Genomic DNA, 15,563 nt, shown 5'->3' with positions numbered 1-15,563 from the left:
CGGGGTATGGGTGTGCGGCAGTGGATCGAAGGCTGGCCGGTCTACCGGCAGCTGACGGGACCCGACCGGACCGCCCGCGCCGCCGCGGCCAAATCGGACGGTTCGGAGAAATGGCACGCGCGCACCGAAGACGCCGACAAGGTGGTCAAGTCCGTCTGCCCGTACTGCGCCGTCGGCTGCGCCCAGAAGGTGTACGTCAAGGACGGCCGCGTCACGCAGATCGAGGGTGACCCGGACTCGCCCATTTCCCGCGGCCGGCTCTGCCCGAAGGGCTCGGCCAGCAAGCAGCTCGTGACCAGCCCGAGCCGCGTCACCGAAGTCCTCTACCGGCGCCCGTACGGCGCCGACTGGGAGCGCCTGCCGCTCGAAACGGCGATGGACATGATCGCCGACCGCGTCCTGAAGACGCGCGACGAGACGTGGCAGGACGCCGACGACCAGGGTCGCAAGCTCAACCGCACGCTCGGCTTCGCCAGCCTGGGCGGCGCGACCCTGGACAACGAAGAGAACTACCTGATGAAGAAGCTCTACACCGCGCTCGGCGCGATCCAGATCGAGAACCAGGCCCGGATTTGACACTCCGCCACGGTTCCCGGTCTGGGGACCTCCTTCGGTCGTGGGGGCGCCACGACGTTCCAGCAGGACCTCGCCAACGCCGACTGCATCGTCATCCAGGGCTCGAACATGGCCGAGTGTCACCCGGTCGGGTTCCAGTGGGTGATGGAGGCGAAGGCCCGCGGCGCGAAGATCATCCACGTCGACCCGCGGTTCACCCGCACCAGCGCGGTCTCGCACGTCCACGCGGCGTTGCGCGCCGGGTCGGACATCGCGTTCCTCGGCGGTCTGATCAACCACGTCCTGTCCGAAGAGAAGGACTTCCGGGAGTACGTGCTCGCCTACACGAACGCGGCCGCCATCCTGCGTGAGGACTTCGAGGACACCGAAGACCTCGACGGCGTCTTTTCGGGCTACGACCCCGAGAAGCGCAAGTACGACATGACGACGTGGGAGTACGAAGGCGCGCCGACCGTGCCCGCGGCCGGGTCCACCGATCCCGAACAGCCGGGGGAGCCCGGCTCGGAGGCCCACCACGGCGGTGAGGCGCACCAGCAGTCCGCCCGGGCCGACACCTACGGCAGCGGTGGCGCCGCCATCGGCGCCAAGCCGAAGCGCGACGAGACCCTGCAGCACCCGCGGTGCGTCTTCCAGGTGCTCAAGCGCCACTTCGCGCGCTACACACCCGAGCTGGTCGCCGACGTCTGCGGGCTGCCGGTCGAGCAGTTCGCCGAGATCGCCGAGGCGGTCACCGCCAACTCCGGGCGCGAGCGGACGACGGCGTGGGTGTACTCGGTCGGCTGGACCCACCACACGGTCGGCGCGCAGTACATCCGCACGGCGTCGATCCTGCAGACGCTCCTGGGCAACATGGGCCGGCCCGGCGGCGGCATCCTCGCGCTGCGCGGGCACGCCGGCATCCAGGGCTCCACCGACATCCCGACGCTGTTCAACTTGCTGCCCGGCTACATCCCGATGCCGCACGCGCACCAGCACCAGAGCCTCGACGAGTTCGTCGCCGCGGACGCGGGCAGCACCGGCTTCTGGGGCAACATGCGCTCCTACACCGTCAGCCTCCTGAAGTCGTACTGGGGCGACTCGGCCCAGCCGCACAACGACTTCCGCTTCGACTACCTGCCGCGCCTGACCGGCGACCACGGCACCTACGCGACCGTGCAGAAGCAGATCGAGGGGGAGTGCAAGGGCTACTTCCTGGTCGGGGAGAACCCGGCGGTCGGCTCGGCCAACGGCAAGTTCCAGCGGCTCGGCCTGGCCAACCTCGACTGGCTCGTCGTGCGCGACCTGCAGATGATCGAGAGCGCGACGTTCTGGAAGGACGGCCCGGAGATCGAGACGGGCGAGCTGAAGTCCGCGGAGATCGGCACCGAGGTCTTCTTCCTGCCCGCGGCCGCGCACACCGAGAAGGACGGCAGCTTCACCAACACCCAGCGGCTCCTGCAGTGGCACCACAAGGCCGTCGAGCCGCCCGGCGACGCGCGGTCCGATCTCTGGTTCTACTACCACCTGGGCCGGATCATCCGGGAACGCGCCGGCGACGACCCGCGCGACGCGCCGATCCGCGACCTCACCTGGAGCTACCCGGTCGAGGGCCCGACCGACGACCCGAGCGCGGAGTCCGTGCTCGCCGAGATCAACGGCCACGGCCCCGACGGCCCGCTCTCGGCGTACACACAGCTGAAGGACGACGGCTCGACCGCGTGCGGCTGCTGGATCTACTGCGGGGTCCGCGCGGACGGCCACAACCACGCGGCGAACCGGCAGCCGGGGTCCGAACAGGACTGGATCGCCAATGGCTGGGCCTGGGCGTGGCCGGCGAACCGGCGGATCCTCTACAACCGCGCGTCGGCCGACCCGGACGGCAGGCCGTGGAGCGAGCGGAAGAAGCTGATCAGCTGGGACGCCGAGCAGGGCAGGTGGGTCGGCCTCGACGTCCCGGACTTCGAGCCGACGAAGGCGCCGGACTACGAGCCGCCCGAGGGCGCCAAGGCGCAGGACGCGCTGAGCGGGCGCGACCCGTTCATCATGCAGACCGACGGCAAGGCCTGGCTCTACGTCCCGGCGGGGCTCGCCGACGGCCCGCTGCCGACGCACTACGAGCCCTTCGAAAGCCCGGTCGGGAACGCGCTGTACAGCCAGCAGGAGTCGCCGACGCGGCAGACGCTGGACAGCCCGTCGAACCCGTACAACCCGTCGCGGAGTTCGGTGTACCCGTACGTCTTCACGACCTACCGGCTCACCGAGCACCACACCGCGGGCGGGATGAGCCGGACCCTGCCCTACCTTTCCGAGCTGCAGCCGGAGTTCTTCTGCGAGGTTTCCCCGGCGCTGGCGGCCGAACGCGGGCTGGAGAACGGCGGGTGGGCGACGATCGTCTCGGCCCGGACGGCGATCGAGGCGCGCGTGCTCGTCACCGACCGGGTCAAGCCGTTGAAGGTCCGCGGCCGGACGATCCACCAGGTCGGCCTGCCCTACCACTGGGGCCCGAACGGGCTCTCCCGCGGTGACGCGGCCAACGACCTGCTCTCGGTCGTGCTGGACCCGAACGTGCACATCCAGGAATCCAAGGCCGCCACCTGCGACATCCGGCCGGGACGGCGCCCGCGCGGGGCCGCGCTGCCGGAGTTCGTGGCCGAATACCGGAAGCGAGCCGATGGCTGAATACGGCACCCAGCCCCGCATGGGGTTCTTCACCGACACGTCGGTGTGCATCGGCTGCAAGGCCTGCGAAGTCGCGTGCAAGGAGTGGAACGGCGTGCCCGAGGCGGGCGGGCTCGACCTGCTCGGCATGTCCTACGACAACACCGGCGCGCTGGGCTCGAACACCTGGCGGCACGTGGCCTTCGTCGAGCAATCCGAACCGGCCGCCCCGGCGCCGTCCACAGTGGACCTCGGAATGCCGGACGTCGGCGCGCCCGCGCAGGAGGAGCCGGGCGTGCGCTGGCTGATGTCGAGCGACGTCTGCAAGCACTGCACGCACGCCGCGTGCCTCGACGTCTGCCCGACCGGTTCGCTGTTCCGGACCGAGTTCGGCACGGTCGTGGTGCAGCAGGACATCTGCAACGGCTGCGGTTACTGTGTTCCCGCGTGCCCGTACGGCGTCATCGAGAAGCGCGAGAGCGACGGCCGCGCGTTCAAGTGCACCCTGTGTTACGACCGGCTCGGCGCGGGCCTCGAACCGGCCTGCGCCAAGGCGTGTCCCACGGACTCCATCCAGTTCGGCGAGCTGGACGAACTGCACGCCCGCGCCGACGAGCGGGTGAAGACCCTGCACGAGTCCGGGGTGCCGGAGGCGCGGCTCTACGGCCGCGATCCGGACGACGGTGTCGGCGGCGACGGCGCGTTCTTCCTGCTGCTGGACGAACCCGAGGTCTACGGGCTGCCGCCGGACCCGGTCGTCACGACCCGGGACCTGCCGGCGATGTGGAAGCGGGCCGCGGTGACGGCGGCCGGCGTGGCCGTGGCGGTCGCCGCGTCGTTCCTGGGCCGGCGCCGGTGAGCCCGCGCCGCGAACGGGCGATGGTCGAGCCCGCGGAGTTCAAGTCCTACTACGGCCGGCCGATCCTCAAGGAGCCGGCGTGGAAGCAGCCGGACGTGCCGCTCTACCTGTTCCTCGGCGGCGCGGCGGGCGCGTCGGCGACGATGGCCGCCCTAGCCGACCTCACCGGGCGGCCGGAACTGGCCCGGGTCGGCCGGCTGGTCGCCTCCGGTGGCTCGCTCGCGAGCGTCGTGGCACTGGTCCACGACCTGGGCAAGCCGACGCGGTTCCTGCACATGCTGCGCGTCCTGAAGCCGACGTCGCCGCTCTCGGTGGGTTCGTGGATCCTCTCGCCGTTCTCGGGGCTGGCGGCGGTGGCGGCCGCGTCCGAGCTGAGTGGACGGCTGCCGGCGATCGGCCGCCTGGCCGGCGCCGCCGCGGGGGTGCTCGGGCCGGCGATGTGCACCTACACCGCGGTGCTCCTGGCGGACACGGCGACGCCGTCGTGGCACGAAGCCCACGGGACGCTCCCGGTGCTGTTCGCGGGCAGCGCGATGACGAGCGGCGCGGGCGCGGCCCTGCTGGCGGTGCCGGCCGGGGAAACCGGCCCGGTCGTGCGGGCCGGGCTGGCCGGGGCGGTCGCGGAGCTCGTCGCCGAGCACCACCTGGAGACCGGGCTGGGGCTGGCGTCGGAGCCCTACCGGACCGGCCGGGCCGGGAAGCTGCTGAAGGCGGCGAAGGCGCTCACCGTCGCCGGTGCGGGGCTTTCGCTGGCGGCCCGCCGCAACCGGCTGGCAGGCGCCCTCGCCGGGGCGGCTTACGTCGCTTCGGGCCTGTGCACGCGGTTCGGTGTCTACGCGGCCGGTGTGGCGTCCACAAAGGACCCGAAGTACGTCGTCGTCCCGCAACGGGAACGGCTCAACCGGCGGGCAGGCCGCTGAAGAATTCCCCGAGCGCGGCGGCCAGGTCGGCGGGATTCTCCTCCGCCATGTGGTGCCCGGACCGGATCGCCTGCCCGCGGAGGTCGGTCGTCCAGCCGCGCCAGACGCCCAGGACGTCGCCGTAGAGGTCTTCGAGGTCGTCTTCGCTGGACCACAGGACGAGGGTCGGGCAAGTGATCCGCCGGCCGGCCGCCTGGTCGGCGTCGTCGTGCGCGCGGTCGACCCCCAGGCCGGCCCGGTAGTCCTCGAGCATCGCGGTGACCGTGGCCGGGTTGTGGATCGCCCGGTGGAAGTCGGCGAAGTTGTCCTCGCCGAGCCGGGCCGGCGTGTTCTTGGTGCCGACGTTGTACCAGGCGTCGGGGTCGGCCGTGATCACCCGTTCGGGCTTTTCCGGCTGGGCGAAGAAGAACCAGTGGAACCACTCGCGCGCGAACCGCGCGTCGCAGCGGGCGAGGGCTTCGCCGATCGGGACGGCGTCGAGGATCGCCGCGCCCTGGATCACGGACGGGTGATCGAGGGCCAGCCGCGTCGCCACGTACGCACCGCGGTCGTGCCCCGCCACGAAGAACCGGGAATGTCCCAGGCGCGCCATCAAAGCGACGCAGTCGGCTGCCATGACACGTTTGCTGTAGGGCGTGTGGTCCGCGTCGGTCGGCGGTTTCGTCGATTCGCCGTAGCCGCGCGTGTCCGGGCAGACGACGGTGAACCGGCCGGCGAGCCGCGGCGCGACCCGGTGCCACGTCGTGTGGGTGCGCGGATGCCCGTGCACCAGCAGCAGCGGCGGCCCCGACCCGCCGTGGCGGACCCGCAGGGTCACGTCGCCGACGTCGACGTGGTCGAGCTCGAAGCCTTCGAACACGGTCACCCCCGGACACGAAGCTGCCGCACCTCCCAGCGGAGGTGCGGCAGCACGCAGAACATGTCAGTCCTTGTTCGTGACGCCCTTGACGGCGTCCTTGATCTTCTCGCCCGCCTGCTTCAGCGAGCCCTTGGCTTGGTCCGCCTTGCCCTCGGCCTGCCACTGCTCGTTGCCCGTGGCGTCACCGACGGCTTCCTTCGCGCGGCCCTTGAGCTCTTCGCCCTTGTTCTCGATCTTGTCGTTCATGGGGGTGCACCTTCCGTCGCGGCGACATTTCCGGATCGGCCAGTCGCCAAAAGGGCCTTGTCCTCCGATTACCCACCGGTTCGCCGTCTACACATCACACAACCGGGTGGTCGTGGTGAGGCCGGTCACCCGTTCAGGACGCCGGGAGATGCCCGCCCATCCGCTCGATCCGCTGGATGGCCGGCTCCGCGAGAACGCCGTGGACCAGCACCGACACGGCCACGGCGAGCGCGCCGACGCGCCACAGCACGTCCTGCTGCGGCACCGGGAGCCGGTTGAGCGCGTAGGCGAAGTAGTAGAGCGTCCCGATGCCGCGGACGCCGAAGAACGCGATCGCCAGCGTGGCCGGCCGGCCCGCGGACGAGCCGAGCAGCGAAAGCCAGCCGACGACGGGCCGGACCACCAGCACCGCGAGCACGGCGATCACCACCTCGACGACGCGCAGGCCCTGCAGCAGCCCGTCGCCGATGGCCAGCCCGAGCCCCAGCAGCGCGAGCGGCACGAACAGCCGTTCCAGCTGGTGGCCGAACGCGTGCAGGACACCGTGGTAGTCGTGCGAGCGCTCCTGCGTCCGGACCGCGACTGCCGCCACGAACACGGCGACGAACCCGTTGCCGTGGGCCACTTCCGCGAGCGCGTAGGGGAGGAAGGCGAGGGCGAGCAGCACCAGCCCGTCGCCGTATTCGGCCAGCCGCAGCCGGTCCGAGGTCACCCGGAAGATCGCCCAGCCGAGCAGCCACCCGCCGGCCAGCCCGACCGCGACGCCGATCACCAGGGGCAGCAGCAGGTCGACCAGCACCCAGGAGACGTCCAGCTCCGGCTCGCTGCCCGCGAGCGCCAGGCCGAGCAGCACGAACGGCATGGTCAGGCCGTCGTTCAGGCCGGCCTCGGTGGTCAGCGTGAAGCGGATTTCGTTGTCCTTGGCCAGTTCCGGCTCGACGTCGGGGTGCGGCACGCCGACGTCGCCGGCCAGCACCGGGTCGGTCGGTGCGAGCGCCGCGGCCAGCAGCAGGGCGACGCCGGGCGTGAGCGCGAGCCACCAGTGCCCGAGGACGGCGATCGCCAGGATCGACAGCGGCATGGTCAGCGCGAGCAGCCGCCACGTCGAGCCCCAGCGCTTGAGGCCGAACGGGCGGTCGACGGACAGGCCCGCGCCGGCGAGCGCGACGAGGATGCCGAGCTGGGTGAAGGTCTCGACGCCCTGCAGGTGGACGGTGGGATCACTCCAGCCGTTGCCGTAGGGGGCGGGCAACGGGAGCAGGCCCAGGACGATCCCGGCGACCAGCATCACCAGCGGCACCGAGAACGGGCGGTCGGCGACGAGCTTCGGCACGATCGCCGCGGCGAGGGCCAGCAGCCCGGCGACGCCGAACAGCACGGTCAACGACGACACGGTGGTTCTCCTGCCCGCTCGGTGTGCGACCGGGGCGGGGAGGTCCGCGAGCTCCGGGTCCGGTCGAGCCTAGGTCGGGGTCCGGGCCCCCGCAGCGCGATCGGCCGGGCGCCGCGGGGCCGGGTAGCGTGACTCGGAGAGAGGCCTTCCGGCGCGACCGGCGGGTGGCGAACCGGGAGGAGGGCCGCGGTGACGGCGACGAACGGGGCCGGCCGGCCCTGCCGGTTCTGCGGCCGGACCGCCGGGCCGCGGGTGCCCGGCAAGACCGGCCCGATCTGCCTGGACTGCGTCCAGGCCGGCCTGCGGGTGACCGGCGACGGCGCGGACCGGCAGACCCGGGCCGGCGACGTCCTGGCCGCGGTGACGTCACCGTTGGCGGCGGTCTGCGAGTTCTGCGGCCGCCGGGAGCGCCGGACCTTCCTGGGCCTTCGACGTCCGTTGCTGCGTGTGGACTGCGCCGCGCGGGACGCGGTGATCTGCGTGGACTGCCTGAACCACGCGGGGGACGTCCTGAACGTCGCCCTGCGCCACTGACAAAACGCCCCAAAGCGGCCTTGGGTGCACCCAAGGCCGCTTTGGGGCGTTTCTACCTCACGCCGGAGCGGTGAACACGTACGAACCCGCGGGCACGAAGTACGTCCCCGGCGCCGAAGGCACCGCTTCCGGCGGCGCGACCACCGAGCCCGGCTGCGACGTCGGCACCTGCACCGTCGCCGACGCTCCCACCGGGACCGTCACCCGCAGCGTCAGCTTCCCGCCCGAGATCGACCAGTCGCTGACCGCGCCGCCGTACGGCGTCTCGTACGCCGACTTCGCCGACGTCAAGCCGCCGCCCGGACGCGGCGCCACCAGCAGCGACGCGTACCCCGGGGAAGCGGGGGCCAGGCCGCCGACCGAGCGGTACAGGAAGTCGCCGACCGAGCCGAGGCCGTAGTGGTTGAACGAGTTCATCCCCGGGTCGTTGAACGACCCGTCCGGCTTGATGCCGTCCCAGCGCTCCCAGATCGTCGTCGCGCCGTGGCCGATCATGTAGCCCCAGCCGGGGAACTCCGGCTGCAGCAGCACCTGGTACGCGACGTCGGCGTGGCCGTGCGCGGCCAGCACCGGCAGGAGGTTCTCGACGCCGAGGAAGCCGACGCTGAGGTGCCCGCCGGCCGCCGCCACCCGCGCCGCCAGCTTGTCCGCCGCCGGCTGGACCCGGTTCGCGGGGAGCAGCCCGAACGCCAGCGCCAGCACGTACCCGGTCTGCGTGTTCGCGCCCACTGTCCCGTCGGCCTGCGAGAAGCGGGCCGTGAACGCCGCCCCGACCTGGTCGGCGAGCGTCCCGTACTTCGTGGCTTCCGCGGTGTGCCCGGTGGCCGCCGCCATCCGCGAGACCAGCCGTGACGACCACGCGAAGAACGCCGTCGAGATCAGGTCCTGCGCGGTGTTGTCGTTGACGTTGAGCCAGTCGCCGAACGTCTGGTGGTCGCGGATCAGGTCGGCGCCCGACGTCGACCGCAGGTACTCGACCCACTTGACCATCGCGGCGAAGTGCTCGTTGATCACGCCGGTGTCGCCGTAGCGCTGCCACAGGGTGTAGGGCACGATGACGCCCGCGTCACCCCAGCCCGCCGTGCCCGAACCGCTCAGCACCCCCGGCGCGACGTCGGTGAACGACCCGTCGTCGTGCTGCGCGTCGACCAGGTCGTCGCTGAACTTGCCGAGGAAGTTCGCGACGTCGAGGTTGAACGTCGAGGTGCCGGCGAAGATCCCGATGTCGCCGGTCCAGCCGAGCCGCTCGTCCCGCTGCGGGCAGTCGCTCGGCACGGACAGCATGTTCGAGCGCTCACCCCACAGGATGTTGTGCTGCAGCTGGTTCACGAGCGTGTTCGACGTCGTGAAGGTGCCGGCCTGCGCGCCGGACGTCCACATCGCCCGGCCGGTCAGCGTCGACGCCGTCGGGGCAGAGGGCAGGCCGGTCAGCTCGACGTACCGGTAGCCGTGCACGGTGAACCGCGGCTCGTACGTCTCCGCGCTTCCGGTGCCCGCGAGGGTGAACCGGTCGGTCGCCTGCGCCGCGCGCAGGTTCGTCGTGTAGATCGTGCCGTCCGGGTTGAGCACCTCGGCGTGCCGCACGGTCACCGTCGTGCCGGCCGGGCCGGTCACCGAAAGCCGGTTCCAGCCGCTGAAGTTCTGCCCGAGGTCGGCCACCCACACGCCCGGCTTGGGCTGCGTCCACGCGACGGGCTTGAACTCCTGCTGCACGGTGACGCCGTTGTCCACTTGGGACACCAGGTTCGGCTTCGCGCCGGTCTTGACGCGCGGCGCCGCCCAGGCGCGGTCGTCGAAACCGGGGCGGTCCCAGCCGTTCGCGAGCCGCGCGTCGTAGGTCTCACCCTGGTAGAGGTCGTCGGCGCGGATCGCGCCGTCGCCGGTCTTCCAGGTGCCGTCGGTCGCGACCGTGGTGGCCGTGCCGTCGGTGAACGTCAGCTTCAGCTGCGCCGAGTACCACGGCTCGGTGCCGTACTTCTGGCTGCCCGCGATGCCGACACTGCCGGAGTACCAGCCGTTGCCGACCAGCGCGCCGAGCACGTTCTCGCCGGACCGGATCTGCCCGGTGACGTCGGAAACGCGGTACTGCACGCGTTTTGCGTAGTCCGTCCAGCCCGGGGCGAGCACCTCGGCGCCGACCTTGACGCCGTTGAGGTGCGTCTCCTGCAGCCCGAGCGCGGTGGTGAGCAACCGCGCGCTCGCGACCGGCTTCGAGACGGTGAAGCTCTTGCGCAGCAGGGGAGCGGGGGCGCTCACGGCGACGTTGGCGCCCCACGGCCCGGTGCCGTACGCGGCGACCGCCCGCGCGGCCGGCCAGGAGCTGTCGTCGAAGCCGCGCTGCTGCCAGCCGTCCGGCCCGGCCTGGCTCGCCTTCCAGGAACCGTCGGACACCACCGCCGGTCCACCCGGGACGGTCAGCTTCACGATCGCCCCGGCCGGGCTCTGCGTGGTGTTCTCGCTCCGGACCGCGATCGTGTTCGCGCCCGCGGTCAGCAGCGGGCCGACGTCGAGGACGGCGGCGGTCTTCCACGAGTCGGTGACCCGCGGGGAGTCGCTGACCTGCGTGCCGTTGACCCACACGGTCGCGCTGTCGTCGCCGGTCACCACGAGCGTGGCCTTCGGCGGCGCGGCCGCCAGCGTCAGCGCCTTGCGGAAGAACCGGGTCGACGGCGGCACCCCGCCGGCCGGATCGCCTTCGGGGTACCAGATCCAGCTCGCGCCGGCGAGGTCCGGCCCGGCCGCGGCGCGGCCGAGGAACGCGCCCGTCCATTCGGTGGCCGGGTCGCGCAGCGCGGTTTCGAAGCGCTGCACCGGGCTCCAGCCGCTCGTCCGCCCCTGGCCGTCCCAGACGCGGACGCGCCAGGTGTACGCGGTCAGCGACGCCAGCGCGGGACCGCCGTAAGCGACGTCGGCCTGCTGCGCGGAGGCGACGCGGCCGCTGTCCCAGACGTCGGACCCGGTGGCGGACACCACGATCTGGTACGCCGACTGCCGCTGCTGCGAGGCCGTGGACGTCAGCTTCCAGCCGAACCGCGGCTGTGCCGGGTCGACGCCGATCGGGTTCACCCGCTGCCCGACCGTGGCGCTCGCGACCGACACCGGCGCCGGGGCGAGCGCGGTTCCGACCTCGCTGCCCCACGGCGCGGTGCCGTAGGCGCCGAGATCAGCGGCCGCGGCCCACGCTCCGTCGGCGAAGCCCGGCTGTTCCCAGCCTTCCGGCGCGGTCGTCGCGCTCTTCCAGCCGGCGCCGGTGGCCCGGTCGGTGGTCCCTGACGCGGTCGTGACGCGCAGCCGGCCGAGCAGCCCGGCCGGGCCGCCCGAGTTGCGGACGGCGACCGCGAGGGTGTTGGTCCCGGCGGTGAGCGCGGGCCGCAGGTCCACGCCGAGCGCCGTCCGCCAGGAGTCCGCGGTGCGGGCCGAGGAGGCGAGAGGTTTGCCGTTGAGCCAGACGTCGGCGGTGTCGTCCCCGGTCAGCAGCAGCTGGGCGTCGGACACGGATCCGGCGGCCACGTCGAACGTCGTGCGGAAGTACCGGGTCGCGGCGGGCGCGGAGACGCGGGCGTCGCCCTCCGGGTACCAGATCCAGTGCGCCCCGGCGAGATCCGGCGGAGGGGCGGCGCCCGCCGGGGGGACCGCGGCGGCGGACAGGACCAGGATCGCGGCGAGCGTGGTGGTGGTCGCGCGCCAGAGCTTGGGACGCAGCATTGCGGGCTCCCTAACGGCGGGGACTGGAGTATTTAAACGTTTCAATACGGTGTGATATGTGACTGTAATCAGAGGATCACGCGACCGCAATACTCCACTGGAAGCAGCGAGGACCTGCCTCCCAGTTCGACGGGCTATTTCCTGAATCGTTTTAGGCCGGGCGGCCCCGGCCGAAGCGGGGCCGCCCGGCCGGGACTCACGCCCGGCGCCGACGGAGCCGGAGCACCACCACGACTCCGGCGATCCCCAGCCCGACCAGGACGATCGGCACCGCCGTGGGCAGCCACGGCCAGGCGCGGCCTTCGAACACGACTCCGTCGGTGGGCAGCTCGAGGACCTTCGCGGTCCAGCGCGCGGTCGCGACGTCCGTGCTGCGCGAGAGCGCGCTCACCGCGGTGTCGTAGGCGAAGCCGGGCCGGTCGTGGACGTACTCCGGAGCCGGGCCGCCCGGCGGGGGCGTCACCCCGCGCGTCGCGCCCGGGACGATCAGCCGGTCGAGGTCGGCGTCGGCCAAAGCCGCGCGGGGCACGAAGGTCAGGCCGTGCCGCGACCGGATCGGGGCGCCGTCGGTGCTCACGGCGAGCGTCCGCGAGGAGAGCGACTGACCCTCGGTGTCGAACACCGAGGCGAGCTCGATCTCGCCGACGCCGTCGGTGAGCAGCACGCCGATCTCGTCCGGGTTCCAGCGGAAGGCGGCGTTGACGATCGCGGCCGCGTCCGGCGCCGACGCCGGGGCGTGGACCGGGACGTCGGTGCCGTAGCGCGTCCAGCCGACCGCCTTCGCCGCGTCGGCCGCCACCTGACGCCCGGCCAGCCGTTCCACCCAGTGCAGGGTCCCGTCGATGCCGGACAGGATCCCGGCCGTGGTCACGACGTCGCCGTCGTCGACGAACCGCTGCCCGCGCACCCACTTCACAGCCGGGTAGTCGGCTTCCCAGGCTTCGATCTTGAGCCAGTGCGCGGTGGCCGGCCGTCCGTCGAGCAGCCCGGCGGAGGCCAGGACACCGCCGCCGTTGCAGACGCTCAGCAGCTTCGCGCCGTGGGCGGCCTGCGTGCGCAGCCAGCTTTTGACCGGTTCGGTGCTGGGCTCGCCGACGTCCGGGAGCGCGGGCACGACCACGAGGTCCGGCGCCTTCGGGCCGAGCCGCGCGGCGAGGTCGTCGAAGCTCAGGTCCGGCACGAGGTCGAGGCCACCGGTGAGCGGCTTCGGCTCGCGCTCCGGCGCGACGGTGTAGACGTTGAACCTGCCGGTCGCGGCCAGGATCTCGTACGGCGCGAGGGTGTCGGAGACGACGGCCCCGCGGTCGCCGACCACGACCACCGCGGTCGGCTTGGCCGGATCGTGGACCGGCGCCGTCGCGGCGGGCAGGGGACGGGCCGGACCGGGGGAGTAGAGGGCGTCGAACGCGGACAGGGCGGCGATCGCGGCACCGCCGGCGGGGACGGCGAGCACGGCGACGACCAGCGCGAACCACTTCAGGACGGTGCGCACGTCAGTGCCAGTACTCGGCGCGGCGCCACACCATGGCGGCGAGCATCAGCGGGAACATGATCGTGTGCCCGGCGACCATCAGCGTCGACCCGGAGATCGCGCCGAGCCAGAACGGCACGAGCAGGACCACGAACGGCAGGTACATCGCCGCGGACATCTCGGCGATCCGCGGCCACGAGTGCCGCCGCAGGGCCATCACCGCCACCATGCCGACGGTCATGTCGGTGGCCATCACGATCGCGTCGACGTCGGCGCGCTCCAGCCAGGCGGCCGGCCACAGCGCGCCGAGCGCCATCATCCCGACGAGCATGGCGACGACCATCTCGACGTAGTGCCCGGTGAACCGGGCGAGCTTGCGGGTGGTGCTGCGGGGTGGGGCGGTGGTGGTCATCTCGGGTTCCCTCCAGTGCGGTTTCGCTCCTGGACGAGAGTCCCGGGTGCCGGCCGCGCGGGGACGTGCCGGAAGTCATGACCCGGGTCATGTGACCGCTCAGAGCAGGCCGAGGTCCCGCGCCCGCAGCGCGGCCTGGGTGCGGTCCCGGGCGCCGAGCTTGCCGAGCACGTTCGTCACGTGGTTCTTCACGGTGCCTTCGGCGAGGAACAGCGTCGCGGCGATCTCGCGGTTGCTGCGGCCGTCGGCGAGCAGGCGCAGCACGTCCCGCTCCCGCTCCGAGAGCGGCACCACCAGCGGCTCGGGAGTCGGCTCGGACAGCGCCGCGATCCGCGCGACGACCTTCGCGGCGACCGACGGTTGCAGCACCGACTCGCCCCGCGCGGCCGCCAGCACCGCTTCGATCAGCCGGGCCGACGAGACGTCCTTGAGCAGGTACCCGACCGCGCCCGCGCGCAACGCCGCGAAGACGTCTTCGTCGTCGTCGAACGTCGTCAGCGCGATCACCTGGACGTCCGGGTGGGCCAGCCGCAGCCGCCGGGTCGCGCCGACGCCGTCGAGGACCGGCATGCGCAGGTCCATCAGGACGACGTCGGGGCGCACGGAAGCGGCCTGCCGCAAGGCTTCCTCGCCGTTGCCCGCCTCGCCGGCGACGGTGATGCCGTCGTGGGTCGCCAGCAGCGTCGCGAGGGCTTCGCGGAACAGCGCCTGGTCGTCGACGAGCAGGACGCGGACCGGTGTCATCCCGGGACCTCCATGCTCAGCGCGCTGCCCTCGCCCGGCGCCGAGGTGAAGTCGAGCTTGCCACCCAGCTGCTCGGCGCGTTCCCGCAGCCCCAGCAGCCCGAACCCGGCGGACGCGGCGCCGTCGCTGCCCGCGCCGTCGTCGCGGACGACGACCCGGACCGAGGTGTCGGCGTAGGCCAGGACCAGGTCGACGCGGTCCGCGGCGGCGTGCTTGCGGACGTTCGTCAGCCCTTCCTGCGCCGTCCGGAACAGGGCCTCGCGGTGCTCTTCCGGCAGCGGCCGCTCGGCGCCGGAGACCGTGAGCTCGGCTGGGACGCCGGCTTCCGAGGCCAGCGTCCGCAACGCGTCGGCCAACGGCGTCGGCCGTGGCTCGCGCAACGCCTTCACCGAGCGGCGGACCTCGGCCAGCGCGGTCTCGGCCTGCTCCTGCGCCTTGGCGAGCACGTCGTCGGCCTTGCCGGGGTCGGTCGGCAGCACCGCCCGCGCGGCCTTGACCTGCATCTGGACGACGGTGAGCGAGTGCCCGAGCCCGTCGTGGATGTCGCGGGCGACGCGGTTGCGCTCCTGCGCCGTCGCGAGCCGCTCGGCCTGGGCGGCGTAGTCACGCAGCTTCTCGTGCGCTTCGGCCAGCTCGCCGCGGGACTGCTGCTCGCGCAGCAGCAGCTCGGTGACGACGGCCGCGAACAGCACCGACACGAGCGTGCCGAGCCCCTCGCGCAGGCCCTCGCCCAGCGACATGCCGAGGTGCACGAGCGGGACCACGGCGATGACCAGCGCGATCGCCGGCCGCGGCAGCCGCAGCACCACGCACTGGCTGACCAGGACCACGAGGAACAGCGTCGCCCCGACCCCGGCGTTGATCGTGAAGACGACGAAGGCCAGGGGGAGCTGGACGGCGACGTACGCGGCCGACCACACCGCCCGGCCGCGCTCGCGCACCCAGCCGAAGCCGGCGGTGGCCAGCACGGCGAAGACGGCGCCGAGGACGAGGGAGAGCACGGGCTCCCCGGACCCGAGGACCCCGAGCACCACCGAAAGGAAGGCACCGCAGGTCAGCACCCCCAGTGCCCGGTTCATGGCGACATGCTGAGGCGTCCGGAGCCGCTGGTCAAGCACTTCCGGCAAAAGGAAAGCGCTTCCTCGCTCACGCGGCCGCCGCCGGCGGGCGCGGTTAGGGTTGAGACGACGGCGAAGCCGAGACGGGA

Annotated in this window: 12 protein-coding genes; 4 read left to right on the top strand and 8 right to left on the bottom strand. The window is 72.5% G+C overall.

Annotated elements, in window-relative coordinates; all coding sequences use genetic code 11:
• Nucleotides 1-6 precede the first annotated feature (6 nt).
• From fdh to nrfD, 3 genes are read left to right on the top strand one after another with little or no spacing between them, the layout of a single operon-like run.
• On the top strand, nt 7-3,234 hold the full coding sequence (gene fdh, locus ACZ63J_RS07795) for a formate dehydrogenase (protein WP_465398543.1): 3,228 nt from the start codon (nt 7-9) through the stop codon (nt 3,232-3,234).
• Nucleotides 3,227-4,072 (top strand): 4Fe-4S dicluster domain-containing protein, encoded by an 846-nt coding sequence (locus tag ACZ63J_RS07790; RefSeq protein ID WP_465398542.1) that lies wholly within the window; start codon nt 3,227-3,229, stop codon nt 4,070-4,072. The genes fdh and ACZ63J_RS07790 overlap by 8 nt, the downstream gene beginning before the upstream one ends.
• The gene (gene nrfD, locus ACZ63J_RS07785) at nt 4,069-4,992 is read left to right on the top strand and encodes an NrfD/PsrC family molybdoenzyme membrane anchor subunit (RefSeq protein WP_465398541.1); all 924 of its coding nucleotides are present in this window, start codon (nt 4,069-4,071) and stop codon (nt 4,990-4,992) included. Before ACZ63J_RS07790 ends, nrfD begins: the two co-directional genes overlap by 4 nt.
• Here nrfD and ACZ63J_RS07780 read toward each other — a convergent pair.
• From ACZ63J_RS07780 to ACZ63J_RS07770, 3 genes are all read right to left on the bottom strand, one after another.
• Nucleotides 4,970-5,851: an alpha/beta fold hydrolase gene (locus ACZ63J_RS07780; protein WP_465398781.1), complete on the bottom strand. Its 882-nt coding sequence runs from the start codon at nt 5,849-5,851 to the stop codon at nt 4,970-4,972. The two genes, nrfD and ACZ63J_RS07780, sit on opposite strands and share 23 nt — an antisense overlap.
• A 63-nt stretch (nt 5,852-5,914) precedes the next feature.
• Nucleotides 5,915-6,097 (bottom strand): CsbD family protein, encoded by a 183-nt coding sequence (locus tag ACZ63J_RS07775; protein ID WP_465305493.1) that lies wholly within the window; start codon nt 6,095-6,097, stop codon nt 5,915-5,917.
• 133 nt (nt 6,098-6,230) lie between these two features.
• On the bottom strand, nt 6,231-7,490 hold the full coding sequence (locus ACZ63J_RS07770; RefSeq protein WP_465398540.1) for a cation:proton antiporter domain-containing protein: 1,260 nt from the start codon (nt 7,488-7,490) through the stop codon (nt 6,231-6,233).
• Between the two features lie 189 nt (nt 7,491-7,679).
• Here ACZ63J_RS07770 and ACZ63J_RS07765 point away from each other — a divergent pair, with 189 nt between their 5' ends.
• A complete protein-coding gene (locus tag ACZ63J_RS07765) occupies nt 7,680-8,024 on the top strand; it encodes a hypothetical protein (protein WP_465398539.1) in 345 nt (114 codons plus the stop codon).
• A gap of 57 nt (nt 8,025-8,081) precedes the next feature.
• On the opposite strand, the gene ACZ63J_RS07760 is transcribed toward ACZ63J_RS07765, so the two are convergent.
• The 5 genes from ACZ63J_RS07760 to ACZ63J_RS07740 form a co-directional block, all read right to left on the bottom strand.
• Complete coding sequence (locus ACZ63J_RS07760) at nt 8,082-11,729, bottom strand: family 78 glycoside hydrolase catalytic domain (protein ID WP_465398538.1); 3,648 nt, start codon at nt 11,727-11,729, stop codon at nt 8,082-8,084.
• A 196-nt stretch (nt 11,730-11,925) separates the two neighbouring features.
• Complete coding sequence (locus ACZ63J_RS07755) at nt 11,926-13,221, bottom strand: DJ-1/PfpI family protein (protein ID WP_465398537.1); 1,296 nt, start codon at nt 13,219-13,221, stop codon at nt 11,926-11,928.
• A 1-nt stretch (nt 13,222) separates the two neighbouring features.
• Nucleotides 13,223-13,612, bottom strand: coding sequence for a hypothetical protein (locus tag ACZ63J_RS07750; RefSeq protein ID WP_465305483.1), 390 nt, complete (start codon nt 13,610-13,612; stop codon nt 13,223-13,225).
• Nucleotides 13,613-13,711: 99 nt separating this feature from the next.
• Nucleotides 13,712-14,356 carry a response regulator gene (locus ACZ63J_RS07745; protein ID WP_465398536.1) on the bottom strand — a complete coding sequence of 215 codons (645 nt, stop codon included), beginning with the start codon at nt 14,354-14,356 and terminating at the stop codon, nt 13,712-13,714.
• Entirely contained in the window at nt 14,353-15,435 is a 1,083-nt protein-coding gene (locus ACZ63J_RS07740; protein ID WP_465398535.1) for a sensor histidine kinase, read from the bottom strand. Before ACZ63J_RS07740 ends, ACZ63J_RS07745 begins: the two co-directional genes overlap by 4 nt.
• Between the last annotated feature and the right edge of the window lie 128 nt (nt 15,436-15,563).

The sequence above is a fragment of the Amycolatopsis sp. NPDC104863 genome (assembly GCF_055582965.1).
This window is presented reverse-complemented; position numbering and strand designations above follow the sequence as displayed.